Here is a 15388-nt window from a genome sequence, read left to right on the forward strand (position 1 = left end):
TTGACCGGACCCTCGCGACCGCGCACCTTCCTGCTCAGTTCTTGTGCAGGGATAGCCGCGACCATGACCACCACGCTGCCGAAACCTTTCGACACCGCCCTCGCCGGACGCGGCCTGGAGCGCTGGCGCGCCGAGGCGGCGACCGCCGCCGACGGCACCGGCGACGACGATTTGGGCGCCTGGGCCGAGGCGTACGCCGATTCGGCCGAGGGCCGGGCGCTGATCGACGCGGTGTGCGGCAACAGCCCGTATCTCGGCCAGATCCTGACGCGCGAGCTGCCCTTTGTCCGCGAGATGGTGAGCGAGGGGTACGACGCCGCCTTCGCGGCGCTGCTGCGCCGGCTGGAGACGGACTGCGCGGAGGAGCGCAACATCGACCGGCTGATGACCGCCCTGCGCATCGCCAAGCGGCGGGCGGCGCTGCTGATCGCGATGGCCGACATCACCGGCGCGTGGGAGCTGGAGGCCGTCACCGGCGCGCTGTCCGACATCGCCGAGACGTCGGTTCGGATGGCGGCAAACCACCTGCTGCGCCGCGCCGCGGAGGCGGGGACGCTGACGCTGCCGGAACCGCAGCGGCCATGGGTCGGGTCGGGCCTGATCGTGCTTGGCATGGGCAAACTTGGTGCGCGCGAACTCAACTATTCCAGCGATATCGACCTGATCGTCCTGTACGACGACGCCGTCGTTCAAACGCCCCAGCCGGACAACCTCGCCCGCACGTTCATTCGTATCGCGCGCGATCTTGTCCGCATTATGGATGAACGGACCAAGGACGGCTACGTCTTCCGTACAGATCTGCGGCTGCGCCCCGATCCCGGTGCGACGCCGCTCGCGGTGTCCGTCTCGGCGGCCGAAATTTATTACGGCAGCGTCGGGCAGAACTGGGAGCGCGCGGCCATGATCAAGGCCCGCCCCATCGCCGGCGATCCGGAAGCGGGGGCGCATTTCCTGCGTTTCCTCGAACCGTTCGTGTGGCGGCGCCACCTCGACTTCGCGGCCATCCAGGACATCCATTCCATCAAGCGTCAGATCAACGCCCACAAGGGCCATCGTGAAGTGACGGTGAACGGCCACGACATCAAGGTCGGCCGGGGCGGAATCCGCGAGATCGAGTTCTTCGCCCAGACCCAGCAGCTGATCTTCGGCGGGCGCGACATCCGGGTGCGCATCGCCCCCACATTGCTGGCCAACAAGGCGCTGTGCGCGGTCGGACGCGTGCCGGAGGCGGCGGTGGAGGAGCTGGAGGAGGCCTACCGCTTCCTGCGCCGGGTCGAGCACCGCATCCAGATGACCGACGACCGCCAGACCCACCAGATCCCGGCGGACGACGAGGGCGTGGCCCATCTCGCGACCTTCCTCGGCTACGAGCGGGTCGAGGATTTCCGCGCCGACCTGCTGGCCCAGCTCGGCCGGGTGGAGGACCGCTACGCCGAGCTGTTCGAGGAGGCGCCGTCGCTGTCCGGCCCCGGCAACCTCGTCTTCACCGGCACCGACGACGACCCCGGCACGGTGAAGACGCTGGCCGGCATGGGCTACCGCGACCCCAGCCGGGTCATCGCCGTGGTCTCCACCTGGCACCGCGGGCGCTACCGCTCCACCCGCTCGGGCCGCGCGCGGGAGCTGCTGACCGAGCTGGTGCCGGCCATGCTGAACGAGCTGGCGAAGACCCCCGCCCCGGACGACGCGCTGGTTAAGTTCGACAGCTTCCTGGAGCGGCTTCCGGCGGGGGTCGGGCTGTTCTCGCTGTTCATCGCCAACCCCTGGCTGCTCGCCCTGGTCGCGGAGATCATGGGCACGGCGCCGCAGCTGGCCGAGACGTTGTCGCGCAACCCGTCGCTGCTCGACGCCGTGCTGTCGCCCGACTTCTTCGACCCGCTGCCCGACGCGGCGGGGCTGACGCCGGAGTACCAGCGCTTCATCGCCGGGGCGCACAACTTCGAGGATGTGCTGACCCTGTCGCGGCGCTGGACCAACGACCAGCGCTTCCGCGCCGGGGCGCACATCCTGCGCGGCATCACCGACGGCGACCGCTGCGGCCCCTTCCTCGCCGATCTGGCCGACGTGGTGGTGCCGGAGCTGGCCGCCCGCGTGGAGGAGGAGTTCGCCGCCCGCCACGGCCGCATCCCCGGCGGCGCCTGGGTGGTGGTGGCGATGGGCAAGCTAGGCAGCCGGCAGCTCACCATCACCTCCGACATCGACCTGATCGTGGTCTACGAGGTGCCGCCGGGCACCCGCCAGTCGGACGGAGCCAAGCCGCTGGCCCCCAACGAGTATTACATCAAGCTGACGCAGCGCCTGACCAACGCCATCACCGCCCCGATGGCCGACGGGCGGCTGTACGAGGTGGACATGCGGCTGCGCCCGTCGGGCAACGCCGGTCCGCTCGCCACCGCGCTGGACGCCTTCACCGCCTATCAGGCCAAGGATGCCTGGACGTGGGAGCACATGGCCCTGACCCGCGCCCGCGTCATCGGCAGTGATTCCGGCGGCGGCGATCCGGCGCTGGGTCATAAGGTCGAGTCGGCGATCCGCGGTGTGCTGACCGGCCCGCGCGACCCGGCCAAGGTGCTGCGGGACGTCGCCGACATGCGCCGCCGCATCGACAAGGAGTTCGGCACCACCAACCCGTGGAACGTCAAATACGCCCGCGGCGGCCTGATCGACATCGAGTTCACGGCCCAGTATCTCCAGCTCCGTCACGGCCACGCGCATCCGGACATCCTGTCCATCGCCACCAGCCGCGCCCTGCTCAACGCCGCTGCGGCCGGGCTGCTGGCGCCGGAGGTGGCGGAGGAGCTGGTGGCGACGCTGAAGCTGTGGCGGCGGGTGCAGGGCTTCCTGCGCCTGACCACCGACGGCGTGCTCGATCCGCGGCAGGTTTCGCCCACCCTGCGGGAGGGCCTCTCGCGCGCCGCCTTCCCGGACGAGGAGCCGGCGGTTGACTTCGCCGCGCTCGACAGCAGAATCCGGGACATCGCCGCCCGCGCCCACCGCCATTTCGTGGCGCTGGTCGAGGAGCCGGCGTCAAGGCTGCCTCCCCCAGAGACCAACGAAGAAGCCAAACTCCCATGAGCGAAGCCAACAACGCCAGCGAAGCCACCAACGCCGCCCCGATCGAGGTCGGCACCCCGGCCCCGGACTTCACCATGCCGACCGATGGCGGCGGCAGCGTCACGCTGTCCGCCCTGCGGGGCAAGCCGGTGATCCTGTACTTCTACCCGAAGGACGACACCTCCGGCTGCACGTCGGAGGCCTGCGGCTTCCGCGACCAGCTTCCGGATTTCAGCGGGCTCGACGCCGTCATCATCGGCGTGTCCAAGGACAGCGTGGCCAGCCACGACAAGTTCAAGGCGAAGTACGAGCTGCCCTTCACGCTGGCCTCCGACAAGGAGGCGGGCGTCGCCGAAGCCTACGGCGTCTGGGTCGAGAAGAGCATGTACGGCCGCAAGTACATGGGCCTGGACCGCGCGACCTTCCTGATCGACAAGGACGGCATCGTCCGCAACGTCTGGCGCAAGGTGAAGGTCACCGGCCATGTGGCGGCGGTGCTGAAGGCGTTGCAGGCGCTGTAGTCGTTTCGCGATGCGGTGGGGGGAGACATCATCCCCCGCCGCTTCAGCGGACGCCGACCCCGGCAAGGCATTCGCGCAGCACGTCGAGCGGAACGACGTAGTCCCGGTCGATGATGTCATGATGGCTGTCGGGCCGTTCCGGACAGGCGAGATCGAGATAACGCATCCCCCGCTGGGCGGCGAGATTTCCGAAGAAGGGTTGCAGAACGCGGCCACGAAGTTCGATCAGGGTCGCGCCCGCCGGAGCGAACAGAATGTTGGTCAAGGCCGCCCCGTGGCAGCCGACGACCAGCTCCGCACCGCTGAACAAGGCGACCTGCTCCTCGAACGTGAGGCTTCCCGGATCGACGGCAAGGAAGCCCAGCGGCTCCAGCGCCTCTGCCACCTCATCCTGATTCACGGCGAAGCGCTTGGTGGTATTCCTCCGCAGGACAAACAACCGCTTCGCACCGGATGGCGTCGGCAGGACGTCACGGGCGTGGTTCAGGACCACGCTCCAGATCGCCACTGCCTGAGATCGCAACGGCAGCGGCACGAGGCAATCGGAATAGGCGCTCCAGTCGCTGCGGCTGACATGCAGATCCAGCGTGTCCAGCCTCAACCCGGCCATGAAGAGGCGCAACGAGGCTGCCTGCCACGGGTTGGGCGGCCCGTTCATGATGACCCGCCGCTCCGCCCCGTCCGGGGAGAGCATGCCGAACACCAGCCGCGGCAGGAAATCCAGACACCAATGGTAATAGTTGTCGCTGCCGCCCATCCCCAGATATCTGCCGGGCGGCTCGGGCTGTTCAAGAGCCTGGAGAAGAACCGAGGACGGCGCCTGTCCCACCATCCCGTAGACCGCATCCCGGAAGATGCCGAAATCCCGCCGAAAGCAACGCAGATCCGGCGTCACCGGAAACATGAGGTGGTTGTTCAGAACACAGCGGTTGAAGACGGCGCCGACCGGGCTGTCATCGCTGCCGCGCAGAAGGCGGCCACGATGCGGATTGGCCGCCAGATGTTCGACAAGATCAACGCTCTGAATCGTGCCGTCCATGCGACCCCTCCGTGCAATCGCCCCGGACTTATCCGGCGCGGGACAGGATTTCCTCGGCCAGCGCCTGCATCTCCGCTGCCGCCTGGGTCTTGCGCGCGGCCTCGGTCACCGACAAGCCGGACAGCAGGGTCCCGGCGTAGGCGGTGCGGTTGCCGATCTGCGACTCCGCGATGTCCACGGCCGGCGGGTTCACAAGCTCGCGCACCCGCGCGATCAGCTCGTCGGCGATGCGGGCGCGCGGCGGCACGCGGTTCAGCACCAGCAGCAGCCGGCGCTTCTCCTGCGCGGCGAGGTCCAGCGTCGGCTGCACCGCCCACAGGTCCATCGGGCTGGGCTGCACCGGGGCGATGACGAGGCTGGCGGCGCGCACGGCGATGCGCGCCTCCGTCTGAGCGTGGGGCGGGCTGTCGATCAGCACGATGTCGTGGTCGCGGGCCAGCTTCTCCACCTCGGTCTGGGTGCGCCAGCCGGTGATCTGGACATGGGTGAAGCCGGGCTCCCCGCCCGTGGCCTCCGCCCGCACCGCCTGCCAGCGGGTCAGGCTGCCCTGCGGGTCGATGTCCACCGTGGCGACCGAGCGCCCGAGCTGCATCCAGGCAATGGCAAGGTGCGCCACCAGCGTGGTCTTTCCGGCCCCGCCCTTCTGCTGAGCCACGGTGAAGACCTTGCCCGTCATGCCCACACCCATCATTTGGTTGTTTATCGCGCACACCCGTCATAAGGCTTGGACAAATCCGGCGCAACCGCGCGAATTGACTTCATCCTCCCACGCTTTACAAATCGCCCCGTGACCGACAAGCATCCCGACATCATCCCCGCCACGCCCGCCGGCCTCGCCCGCGCCGGCGAGGCTTTGCGCAGCGGCGAGCTGGTCGCCTTCCCGACCGAGACCGTCTACGGCCTCGGCGGCGACGCCACCGACGACCGGGCCGTGGCCGCGATCTTCGCCGCCAAGGGCCGCCCGCAGTTCAACCCGCTGATCGCCCATGTGCCGGACCTGGAGGCGGCTGAGGCCATCGCCGTGCTCGACGAGCGCGCGGTGGAGCTGGCCCACCAGTTCTGGCCCGGCCCGCTGACCCTGGTCCTGCCCCGCCGGGCCGAGGCCGGGCTGTCGCTGCTGGTGTCGGCCGGACTGGACAGCGTGGCGGTGCGCGTGCCCGCCCACCCGGTGGCGCAGGCCCTGCTGAAGGCCGCCAGCAAGCCGATCGCCGCGCCCAGCGCCAACCGCTCCGGCGCGGTCAGTCCGACCGCCCCGCACCACGTCATCGAGAGCCTGGGCGACCGGGTCAGCATGGTGGTGGCCGGCGGCAAGTGTCAGGTCGGAGTGGAGTCCACCGTCCTCGACCTGACCGGCGAGACGCCCGTGCTGCTGCGCCCCGGCGCCGTGCTGCGCGAGGAGATCGAGCGGTTGATCGGCCCCATCCAGCTTTCCGCCGGCAACCCGGACGCCCCGAAGTCGCCCGGCCAGCTGGAAAGCCACTACGCCCCCAACGCCCCGGTGCGGCTGAACGCCACAAGCGCCGAGGAGGACGAGGCGTTCCTGACCTTCGGCCCCGACCGCTTCATCCGCGGCGGCAAGGCCCGCCTGAACCTGAGCCTCCAGGGCGACCTGAACGAGGCGGCGGCGAACCTGTTCGCCCATCTCCGCGCGCTCGACCAGGAGGGGGTCCGCGCCATCGCGGTGATGCCGATCCCGGACGAGGGGCTGGGTGTCGCCATCAACGACCGGCTGCGGCGGGCCGCCGCCCCGCGGGGGTGATGGATCGGGCGTAGTGGAAAAACGGACGGCAAGGCGATAAGAGTCTCGCAACGAGCCCTCACCCTCCCGCTTCGCGGGTCCCTCCCTCCCTCGCTGTCGCAGGGGAGGGACAGAAAGCAACCCTCCCCTGCGACAGCCGGGGAGGGTCGGGGTGGGGGTGATGCTCTCTCCAGCCCCCGGACCGTCCGCCCATGACCTCCGCCAGCTCTGCCGCCAGCCCTGACGCCGCCAGCCTCGCCGCCGCCCTCGACCGGATCCGCGCCATCGTCGGCCCGAACGGCCTTCTCACCGCGCCGGAGGACATGGCCCCCTACCTGTCGGAATGGCGCGGGCGCTTCAAGGGCAACAGCCCGGCGGTGGTCCGCCCGGCCAGCACCGAGGAGGTTGCGGCGGTGGTGACGATCTGCGCGGAGGCCGGCATCCCGGTCGTCCCGCAGGGTGGCAACACCAGCCTCGTCGGCGGCTCCATCCCCTACGAGGAAGGGCGCGAAATCGTCATCAGCCTGTCGCGGATGAACAAAATCCGCGGCATCGACACGCTGAACTACACCATGACGGTGGAGGCCGGCGTCGTGCTGAAGACCGCGCAGGAGGCCGCGAAGGACAAGGACCGCCTGCTGCCGATGAGCCTGGGGGCGGAGGGCACCTGCCAGATCGGCGGGCTGATCTCCACCAACGCCGGCGGCATCAACGTGCTGCGCTACGGCAACATGCGCGATCTCGTGCTTGGTCTTGAGGTCGTGCTGGCCGACGGTCGCGTCTGGAACGGCCTGCGGTCCTTGCGCAAGAACAACACCGGTTACGACCTGAAGCACCTGTTCATCGGGGCGGAGGGCACGCTGGGCATCGTCACCGCCGCGGTGCTGAAGCTCTACCCGCGCCCGCGCCAGGCGGAGACGGCCTTCATCGCCGTGCCCAGCCCCGCCGCCGCCATCGAGCTGCTGGCCCGGCTGCGCGAGGCCTCGGGCGACGCCGTGGCCGCCTTCGAACTGATGTCGCGCCGCTGCCTGGAATTCGCGCTCAAGCACGTCGCCGGCACCATCGACCCGCTGTCGGAGCCGTCGCCCTGGTATGTGCTGACCGAGCTGACCGCCGGTACCCAGTCCGACGCCTTCCGCGAGACGGTCGAGGCGGCGCTGGGAGAGGCCTTCGAGGCGGAACTGGCCACCGACGCCACTATCGCCCAGTCGGAAACCCAGGCCAACCAGCTCTGGTTCATCCGCGAGGCCATCGTCGAGGCGCAGAAATTCGAGGGCGGCTCGATCAAGAACGACGTGTCGGTCCCGGTGTCGCGCGTCGCCGAGTTCATCGAGCGCGCCGAGGCCGCCGTGGTCGCGGCCTGCCCCGGCATCCGCCCCACCCCCTTCGGCCATGTCGGCGACGGCAACATCCACTTCAACCTCAGCCAGCCGGAGGGCGCCGACACCGCCGCCTACCTCGCCCGCTGGGACGAGATCTGCCACGTCGTGAACGAGGTCATCTTCGCCCTGGACGGCTCGATCTCCGCCGAGCATGGCGTCGGCCGCTTCAAGAAGGACGAGATGCCGGTCATCAAGAGCCCGGTCGAGTTCGATCTGCTGCGCGCCATGAAGGCGGCGCTCGATCCCAAGGGCCTGCTGAACCCCGGCAAGATGCTGCCGTAAGGGGCGCCATCCGAAAGAGGTCCCCTGCCCGCCTCGGGCAACCTTTCACGGTTCCGGCCTGTTCGTCGTCGTGCAGGTCGGTAACCGCGGAACGGAGGCGGCGATGCTTCTCGCGATGTCGGCGTGGATGCGCCTGATGCTGGGCGAGGCCGAGGTGGCGCCGGTGCCTGGCACGTCCACCACGTGCGCCCTGCCTCCGGAGCGGGAGCGCATCCGGCGGGCGGTGCATGACGCCGTGACCGCCCATCCGCTTCACCGCGAGCTGGTCCACACCCACCGGCTGGGCGGCTGCCAGTATTACGCCTTTGCCGGGGCGATGCTGCTGGAGGCCCTGGGCCACGGCCGGGCCGAGGTTGCACTGGGCCGCGTGGCGTTCCGCAAGTCCGAGGCTCCTGGCCGGGCGCGCTGGCTCGGTTACCCTGCGGCACCCGCCGACGTTCGTCCTCCCGATCCGGCGCAACGGCGGCAGGAGGCGGAAGCCTTCCCCTTCCACGCCTGGATTCGCCTGACCGGCCCCGGCGGGCGGCCGTTCCTGATCGATTTCGATCTGACCAACGTGCTGCGGGAGGTGCGGCTGCGCGAACCGCGCCATGCGGCGGGCCTGCGCTACCAGCCGCCGGCCTTCTGGGGAAGCGCCGCAGCGGCGTACCGGGCAGGGTTGCGGTTCGAGCCGCACCGACGGCTGACCCCCGACGCGCTGCTGCCCGGCGACCGCCGGGTCTTCGCGGCCATCGCAGCGGAAGCCCGCGATCGTCTCAAGGACGTCTAGGCCGGCGCTCAGCCGATCAGGCCGCCGTCGCGGTTGTTTCCGTCGTCCCAGCCGCAGTCCCAGCCGCAGCCCCCTGCCCGACCACCTTGGACAGGCCCAGCCCGAGGCCAAGCCCGGTGTGCTCGTTCTGATCCGTGCGGACCGGCTGGTCGCGCATGCGGCGGTTGTCCTTGTCCTCGCCGTCCGGGCGGCGGCCGCGCGCGGGCCTGCCGGAGATGCTGTCCACCTCGTCCGGCGTCTCCAGCGCGTTCAGGGCCAGCACATGGTAGATCGACAGCGGCGTGCCGTTCAGCGCCTTCTGCGGCATGCTGGGCACCTGGGTGGTGAAGCCGTCCGGCATGTCCTGGCGGCGCACCCGGTCGATGGCGGTCTGGGCCGGGGCGAAGTCGGCGTTGGGCGACTCCGCGAACTTCGTCGCGAAGCGGTCGTAGATGTCCTTCAGCGACTTGGCCCGGCCGGTGTCCTTGTCGAAGAACACCGCCTTGTTGGCCGAGGCGGCGTCGGGGAACAGCTCCTTGGCGGCGCGGTTCGGGTTGTCCTGCATGGCGTTCAGGAACTTCGAGGCCCCGCCCGCCCCGAGGAAATGCGCCATGTAGAGTTCGGTGGACCCGACCTTCCCTTTGACCGTGTCCTCCAGATACTCCTTGTTGTCGCGGGTGTATTCCGCGGCCATCAGGGCCGAGGCGTTGGGGTCCTTGCGCAGGTCCAGGATCTCGCGCTTCAGGTCGGGATCGGTGACGTAGGGGCGCCCGTCGCCGCGCGTCTGGATCGCGTTGGCGTATTTGGCGTAGCCGTGGTCCGCCCCGTGGTCGCGCATCGTCGCCAGCCACGTGCTGTCGATGAACTGGTAGAGCCCGGTCGCCGAGGAGGAGGAAGACTTCACGTCCGTCCGGTACCCGCTCTCCACGGCAGCTTTTTCCATGAGGTAGGAAAAATCGACCCCGGTCTTGGCGCTGGCGTTGCGGACCGCCGCCTCGACATTCTCCGGCCCGCGGCTGGTCTTCGCGGCCTGGACGGCGGATTCGGCCTGACGGGCAAGGGCGGCGGCGATGGTCATGGGAGGAACCCCTGTGAGCGGTGCTGCCCCACTCTTGCAACCGGGATGCCAAGTCGGACGTCTCCTCCTGCGTCGCAGCCGCGCTGTTCGCGCCGCAACCCAGATGCCAATATTCCTGTCCGACGGTGAGGCTCGCCATGCACCATTCGGTACGGTATGGTGACGCGCACGTAAACCGCCCAAGGCGTGTTCACGCGCAATCGGGCACGCAGAAACGCACGCACAATCGGGTCACGGGAGGCCGCTCCATCCATGATTCCCTACACCGCTCCGGTCGATGACCTCCGCTTTGTCCTGAACGAGGTGGTCGGCCTCGAAACGGTCGCCGCGCTTCCGAACTGCGATTCGGCGGCCCCCGATCTGGTCGACGCCGTGCTGGAGGAGGCCGGCAAGTTCGCCTCCGGCGTTCTCGCCCCACTGAACCGGGTCGGCGACAAGGAAGGCTCGGTGCTGGAGAACGGCGTGGTCCGCACGCCGACCGGCTGGAAGGACGCCTACAGCCAGTTCACCGAGAGCGGCTGGAACAGCCTGCCCTTTGAGCCGGAGTATGGCGGGCAGGGCCTGCCCTGGACCGTGGCCTTCGCGGTGAACGAGATGTGGCAGGCGGCCAACCTGTCCTTCGGCCTGTGCCCCCTGCTGACCCAGGGCGCCGTCGATCTGCTGACCGAGCACGCCAGCGCGGAGCAGAAGGCGCTCTACCTGCCGAAGATGATCGCCGGCGAGTGGAACGGCACCATGAACCTGACGGAGCCGCAGGCCGGCTCCGACCTCGCCGCCGTGCGCACCCGCGCGGTGCGGGCCGACGACGGGACCTACCGCATCACCGGCCAGAAGATCTTCATCACCTACGGCGAGCATGACCTGACGGACAACATCGTCCATCTGGTGCTGGCCCGCCTGCCCGACGCGCCTCCGGGCATCAAGGGCATCAGCCTGTTCATCGTGCCGAAGTTCCTGCCCAACGCGGACGGCACGCCGGGCGCGCGCAACGACCTGCGCTGCGCCAGCCTGGAGCACAAGCTGGGCATCATGGCCAGCCCCACCGCCGTGATGGCCTTCGGCGACGATGGCGGAGCCGTCGGCTTCCTGGTCGGCCAGGAGAACCGCGGCATCGAATACATGTTCACCATGATGAACAACGCCCGCCTCGGCGTCGGCATCCAAGGCGTGGCGATCGCCGAGCGCGCCTACCAGCAGGCCCGCGACTACGCCAAGGGCCGCGTGCAGAGCAAGGATCTGGCCGACCCGAAGGGCTCCGGCGTCGCCATCATCCGCCACCCCGACGTGCGCCGGATGCTGCTGGACATGCGCGCCAAGACGGAAGCCGCCCGCGCGCTGGCGCTCTACGCCGGCACCCAGCTCGACGTGTCCCGCCACCACGAGGACGCCACGGTGCGCGCCGCCGCCACCGCCCGCGTGGACATCCTGACCCCCATCGTGAAGGCGTGGAGCACCGACATCGGCTGCGACGTCGCCTCGACCGGCGTGCAGATCCACGGCGGCATGGGCTTCATCGAGGAGACCGGCGCCGCGCAGCATTACCGCGACGCCCGCATCACCCCGATCTACGAAGGCACCAACGGCATCCACGCCAACGACCTGACCTTCCGCAAGACCGGCCGCGACGGCGGCGAGTCGGCCCGGACCTTCATCGCGGAGATGCGCGCCACGGTGGCGGAGCTGGAGAGCATCCCCGGCGACGACATGGAGGCGATCCGCACCAACCTGTCCGCCGGTCTGGACGCGCTGGAGCAGGCGGTGGCCTGGGTGGTGAAGACACAGGCCGACGGCGACCTGCGCGCCGCCGCCGCGGGGGCGGTGAACTATCTGAAGCTGTGGGGCACGGTGGCCGGCGGCTGGATGCTCGCCCGCTCCGCCGCCAAGGCGCTGGAAGGGCTGCGCCAGCCCGGCGCCAACGCCCCCTTCCTGGAGGCCAAGCTGGTCACCGCCCGCTTCTACGCCGAGCAGATCCTGGCCCAGGGGCCGGGCCTGCTGCTGCCGATCCTGACCGCCCACCGCACGGTCATGGCGCTGAGCGAGGACCAGTTCTGAGCACGCTCAGGACCCATCGCTGTGGCGGTTTGGCCACAGTTAGCTGAAACGCGGCCGGCGCCCCACGCCGGCCGCAACCTTTGCGGTTGCTCCGCGTTCCCCGTTCGATCGAGACGTCTCAAGGGGAAACGCCGCATGCGCACCGCCGCCCTTCTCGCCTTCGCCCTCGCTGCTGCCGGAGCCTCCGCCGCCACCGCCCAGACCATGGATGGTCCGGTCGAATCCCCTTTCCATGTCGGCGCGCAGGCCAGCACGCTGGGGCTTGGGCTGGAGGCCGGTTACCGGGTGAATCCGATGTTCGGGCTGCGCCTGGGCGGCAACATGTTCACCTTCAGCACCGACCGCGGCATCTCCGGCGTCGATTACGACCTGGATGTGAAGCTGCGCAGCTTCGGCGCGGTGCTGGACCTCTATCCGGTCGCCGGCACCGGCTTCCGCATCAGCGGCGGCGCGCGGATCAACTACAACAAGGCCGACCTGACGGGCACCCTGTCCGGCCCGCGCAGCTTCGGCGGGGTGGTGGTCACGCCGCAGCAGGCCGGCCAGCTCGACGGCGAGGCCAAGTTCGACCGCTTCGCCCCCTACGCCGGCATCGGCTACAACGGCACGGTGTTCAGCCCCAACTTCAGCGTCGGCGTCGATCTCGGCGTGCTGTTCCAGGGCAAGCCGCGGGTCAGCCTGAGCGCGCCGGGCGCGGCGACCACGCCGGCCATCGCCGCCGTCCTGGAAGACCAGCGCCGCGAGGTCGAGGATTCGATCCGCGCCGCCCGCTTCTGGCCGGTGGTCGCCATCACCGCCTCCTACCGCTTTTGATGGAGGGCGGGCACCAAACACCCCCGCGAACCGTTACGCCTCCATGGATCAACTGTGGAGACCATCCCATGGCTCGTCGTAACGGGATTCGCACCGCCGTCCTTGCCCTTCCCCTCCTGGCCCTGCCGCTGCTGGCCGCCTGCGACGACCAGCAGTCGGCGGAAAAGACCGGCCAGGAGATCGGACGCGCGGTGGACCAGACCGCGGAGCGCGTGGGCGAGGCCGCCAAGGGCATCGGCGCCGAGGCCGGCCGCATGATGCAGGACGCCGGCGCGGCCATCCAGCAGAAGGCCCGCGACGCCAAGGACGACATCAACCGGGAGACCGCTCCTGAAAAGCCTTAACTCGGCCTACGCTTGGGCCGGCCCCCGCAGCGTCCGCCACGCGCAGATCGCGGCGTAATAAGCGCTGCTGGCCAGCCAGACGTACCAGACGGCGTCGGGACGGTCCGGATACAGGACCACCAGCGCCGCGCTGGAGGCCAGCCAGGCGCCGCTGACCAGAAGATTCAGGCGCATCCAGCGGCGCACCCGGAAAGGATGCAGGAACTTCACCGTCGTGAAGGTCAGCAGGCCGAGAACCAGCACCACGGCGGTGTTGACCCACGGGTCGAGCGCCAGAAGCCACAGATAGAGCGCGACCACGTTCCAGATCGCCGGAAAGCCGACGAAGTAGTTGTCGCCGCTCTTCATCCCGGTGTTCGAGAAGCAGTAGAGCGACGTCATCATGATGAAGGCGGCCAGCGCCACGCCCAGCCCGTCGGGCAGCAGGCCGAAACGGTACAGGAAGACTGCCGGAACGACGACGTAGGTCAGATAGTCGACCACGAGGTCCAGCGCCGACCCGTCGATGCCCGGCAGCACCTCCTTCACCGAGGCGCGGCGGGCCAGCGTGCCGTCCACCCCGTCGACCACCAGCGCCAGCCCCAGCCAGCCGAGGCACGCCTTGGCCTCGCCGTTGACCGCGGCGAGCAGCGCCAGCAATCCCAGCACCACGCCGCTGCCCGTGAAGGCGTGCACCCCCCAGGCCGACAGCCGCCGCACGATCCCGTACCCGCCGTCGCTGTCGTCCTTGAACCCGCTGTCCACTGAGCGCCTCATCGTCCCGTTGGCGCCAACCTAGCCATACGCCGCGAAAAGTCCAAGGGGGTCGGTGTTGGAGGCCGGCACACAGCACGGAGCCCCCTCTCCCGCCCCGGGAGGGGGGCGCCGAAGGCGCCGGATGAGGGTCCATTCAAGGATCATGGCCAGCCCGTTGCCGGCACCCTCACCCTTCCCACGCTTCGCGCGGGCCCCTTCCCTCTCCCGGGACGGGAGAGGGTTCCCGACGACCTACTCCGCGGCGCGCACCGCAGCACCCGGCGCCTGGGCGGGACCGGCGAAGGCCGGGCTGTCCCGCAGGGCGTCGGGCTTCGGGCCGCCGGTCGCCCAATCCAGCAACTCGACCGTGTGAACGACGGGCAGCCCGGTGCCGGTGGCGATCTGGGTGATGCAGCCAAGGTTGCCGGCGGCGATGGCGGCGGCCTTCGTGCTCTCGATGTTGCGGACCTTGCGGTCGCGCAACTGCACGGCGATCTCCGGCTGAAGCATGTTGTAGGTGCCGGCGGAACCGCAGCAGATGTGCGCCTCCGGGATCTCCTTCACCTCGAAACCGGCGCCGCGCAGCAGATGGCGCGGCGGGTCCTTGATGCGCTGGCCATGCTGCATGGAACAGGCGGAATGGTAGGCGATGGCCTGCCCCGTCTCGATCACGGGAGCGGACAGACCGATCTCCGCCAGGAACTCCGTCACGTCGCGGGCGATGGCCGCCACGCGCAGCGCCTTGGGCGCGTATTCCGCGTCCTCGCGGAACTGGAAGGCGTAGTCCTTCACCGTGGTGCCGCAGCCCGACGTGTTGACGATGATGGCGTCCAGCCCCTCCCCGTCCATCTCGGCGATCCAGGCGTTGATGGTCTTCTTCGCGGCGGCGTCGCTGAGGTCGGTCTTGCCCATGTGATGGGTCAGGGCGCCGCAACAGTCGGCCCCCTTGGCCACCACCACCTCCACTCCCTGGCGGTTCAGCAGGCGGATGGTCGCCTCGTTGATCTGCGGGGCCAGCACCTGCTGGGCGCAGCCGACCAACAGGGCGGCGCGCTTGCGGCGCGGCCCGACCGCCGGGTGGCTGCCCGGACGGTCGCTGTGGCTCGGCCCCGGCACCGATTTCGGGGCCAGCGCCAGCAGCGCGCCCAGCCGTCCCGGCAGCAGCCCGGCGAAGGGCTTTCCGAACCAGGCGGCGATCAGGGCCAGCCGGAACAGCCGCGGGTTGGGCAGCACGCGGGCCAGCAGGTCGCGGATGGCGCGGTCGGCGGGCGGGCGGGCGTGGGTCGCCTCGATATGGGCGCGGGCGTGATCGACCAGATGCATGTAATTGACGCCCGACGGGCAGGTCGTCATGCAGGACAGGCAGGAGAGGCAGCGGTCGACGTGCTTCACCTGATGCTCGGTGGGCGGCCCGCCCTTTTCCAGCATGTCCTTGATCTGGTAGATGCGGCCGCGCGGGCTGTCCAACTCGTCGCCCAGCAGGACGTAGGTCGGACAGGTCGCGGTGCAGAAGCCGCAATGGACGCACTTGCGCAGGATCGCTTCCGAGTCCCGGTAATCAGCGTTGGCGAGCTGGGTCAGCGTGAAGTTGGTCTGCATGGA

At 69.6% G+C, this 15388-nt stretch carries 13 protein-coding genes; 8 read left to right on the plus strand and 5 right to left on the minus strand.

Going from position 1 to position 15388, the window contains the following annotated elements; genetic code table 11:
- Positions 1-63: 63 nt before the first annotated feature.
- Positions 64-3075: a bifunctional [glutamine synthetase] adenylyltransferase/[glutamine synthetase]-adenylyl-L-tyrosine phosphorylase gene (locus tag Sp245p_RS11420; RefSeq protein WP_109138514.1), complete on the plus strand. Its 3012-nt coding sequence runs from the start codon at positions 64-66 to the stop codon at positions 3073-3075.
- Positions 3072-3575: a thioredoxin-dependent thiol peroxidase gene (bcp, locus tag Sp245p_RS11425; RefSeq protein ID WP_014239829.1), complete on the plus strand. Its 504-nt coding sequence runs from the start codon at positions 3072-3074 to the stop codon at positions 3573-3575. Before Sp245p_RS11420 ends, bcp begins: the two co-directional genes overlap by 4 nt.
- Positions 3576-3618: 43 nt before the next feature.
- Here bcp and Sp245p_RS11430 read toward each other — a convergent pair whose 3' ends face one another.
- Together Sp245p_RS11430 and parA are read right to left on the minus strand one after the other, a co-directional pair.
- Complete coding sequence (locus Sp245p_RS11430) at positions 3619-4614, minus strand: glycosyltransferase family 61 protein (protein WP_014239828.1); 996 nt, start codon at positions 4612-4614, stop codon at positions 3619-3621.
- A 28-nt stretch (positions 4615-4642) separates the two neighbouring features.
- The gene (gene parA / locus Sp245p_RS11435) at positions 4643-5290 is read right to left on the minus strand and encodes a ParA family partition ATPase (protein ID WP_014239827.1); all 648 of its coding nucleotides are present in this window, start codon (positions 5288-5290) and stop codon (positions 4643-4645) included.
- 111 nt (positions 5291-5401) lie between these two features.
- Between parA and Sp245p_RS11440 the strand changes: the two genes are divergently transcribed.
- The 3 genes from Sp245p_RS11440 (at position 5402) to Sp245p_RS11450 (ending at position 8785) form a co-directional block, all read left to right on the plus strand.
- Positions 5402-6373, plus strand: coding sequence for an L-threonylcarbamoyladenylate synthase (locus Sp245p_RS11440; protein WP_014239826.1), 972 nt, complete (start codon positions 5402-5404; stop codon positions 6371-6373).
- A 191-nt stretch (positions 6374-6564) separates the two neighbouring features.
- On the plus strand, positions 6565-8016 hold the full coding sequence (locus tag Sp245p_RS11445) for an FAD-binding oxidoreductase (protein WP_014239825.1): 1452 nt from the start codon (positions 6565-6567) through the stop codon (positions 8014-8016).
- Between the two features lie 103 nt (positions 8017-8119).
- Positions 8120-8785, plus strand: coding sequence for a hypothetical protein (locus Sp245p_RS11450; protein ID WP_014239824.1), 666 nt, complete (start codon positions 8120-8122; stop codon positions 8783-8785).
- A gap of 16 nt (positions 8786-8801) precedes the next feature.
- Here Sp245p_RS11450 and Sp245p_RS11455 read toward each other — a convergent pair whose 3' ends face one another.
- On the minus strand, positions 8802-9842 hold the full coding sequence (locus Sp245p_RS11455; RefSeq protein WP_014239823.1) for a lysozyme family protein: 1041 nt from the start codon (positions 9840-9842) through the stop codon (positions 8802-8804).
- Positions 9843-10094: 252 nt separating this feature from the next.
- On the opposite strand from Sp245p_RS11455, the gene Sp245p_RS11460 reads away from it, so the two are divergent.
- The 3 genes from Sp245p_RS11460 to Sp245p_RS11470 all read left to right on the plus strand — a co-directional run bounded on the left by Sp245p_RS11460 (position 10095) and on the right by Sp245p_RS11470 (position 13051).
- On the plus strand, positions 10095-11894 hold the full coding sequence (locus tag Sp245p_RS11460; RefSeq protein ID WP_014239822.1) for an acyl-CoA dehydrogenase: 1800 nt from the start codon (positions 10095-10097) through the stop codon (positions 11892-11894).
- Positions 11895-12029: 135 nt separating this feature from the next.
- Entirely contained in the window at positions 12030-12707 is a 678-nt protein-coding gene (locus Sp245p_RS11465; protein WP_014239821.1) for a hypothetical protein, read from the plus strand.
- 68 nt (positions 12708-12775) lie between these two features.
- Complete coding sequence (locus tag Sp245p_RS11470; RefSeq protein ID WP_014239820.1) at positions 12776-13051, plus strand: hypothetical protein; 276 nt, start codon at positions 12776-12778, stop codon at positions 13049-13051.
- Between the two features lie 6 nt (positions 13052-13057).
- Here the strand turns inward: Sp245p_RS11470 and pcsA are convergent, their stop codons facing one another.
- Both pcsA and glcF read right to left on the minus strand, forming a co-directional pair.
- A complete protein-coding gene (pcsA, locus tag Sp245p_RS11475; protein ID WP_014239819.1) occupies positions 13058-13795 on the minus strand; it encodes a phosphatidylcholine synthase in 738 nt (245 codons plus the stop codon).
- 243 nt (positions 13796-14038) lie between these two features.
- Entirely contained in the window at positions 14039-15385 is a 1347-nt protein-coding gene (gene glcF, locus Sp245p_RS11480) for a glycolate oxidase subunit GlcF (protein ID WP_014239818.1), read from the minus strand.
- Positions 15386-15388: the final 3 nt, after the last annotated feature.

Origin of the sequence: Azospirillum baldaniorum, from assembly GCF_003119195.2 — a bacterium.
Classification (GTDB): domain Bacteria; phylum Pseudomonadota; class Alphaproteobacteria; order Azospirillales; family Azospirillaceae; genus Azospirillum; species Azospirillum baldaniorum.

Excerpts from the sequence above, each read along its gene's own strand:
- Sp245p_RS11420 (WP_109138514.1), top strand. The coding sequence starts at position 64 with ATGACCACCACGCTGCCGAAACCTTTCGACACCGCCCTCGCCGGACGC.
- bcp (WP_014239829.1), top strand. The coding sequence starts at position 3,072 with ATGAGCGAAGCCAACAACGCCAGCGAAGCCACCAACGCCGCCCCGATC.
- Sp245p_RS11430 (WP_014239828.1), bottom strand. The coding sequence starts at position 4,614 with ATGGACGGCACGATTCAGAGCGTTGATCTTGTCGAACATCTGGCGGCC.
- parA (WP_014239827.1), bottom strand. The coding sequence starts at position 5,290 with ATGACGGGCAAGGTCTTCACCGTGGCTCAGCAGAAGGGCGGGGCCGGA.
- Sp245p_RS11445 (WP_014239825.1), top strand. The coding sequence starts at position 6,565 with ATGACCTCCGCCAGCTCTGCCGCCAGCCCTGACGCCGCCAGCCTCGCC.
- Sp245p_RS11450 (WP_014239824.1), top strand. The coding sequence starts at position 8,120 with ATGCTTCTCGCGATGTCGGCGTGGATGCGCCTGATGCTGGGCGAGGCC.
- Sp245p_RS11455 (WP_014239823.1), bottom strand. The coding sequence starts at position 9,842 with ATGACCATCGCCGCCGCCCTTGCCCGTCAGGCCGAATCCGCCGTCCAG.
- Sp245p_RS11460 (WP_014239822.1), top strand. The coding sequence starts at position 10,095 with ATGATTCCCTACACCGCTCCGGTCGATGACCTCCGCTTTGTCCTGAAC.
- Sp245p_RS11465 (WP_014239821.1), top strand. The coding sequence starts at position 12,030 with ATGCGCACCGCCGCCCTTCTCGCCTTCGCCCTCGCTGCTGCCGGAGCC.
- Sp245p_RS11470 (WP_014239820.1), top strand. The coding sequence starts at position 12,776 with ATGGCTCGTCGTAACGGGATTCGCACCGCCGTCCTTGCCCTTCCCCTC.
- glcF (WP_014239818.1), bottom strand. The coding sequence starts at position 15,385 with ATGCAGACCAACTTCACGCTGACCCAGCTCGCCAACGCTGATTACCGG.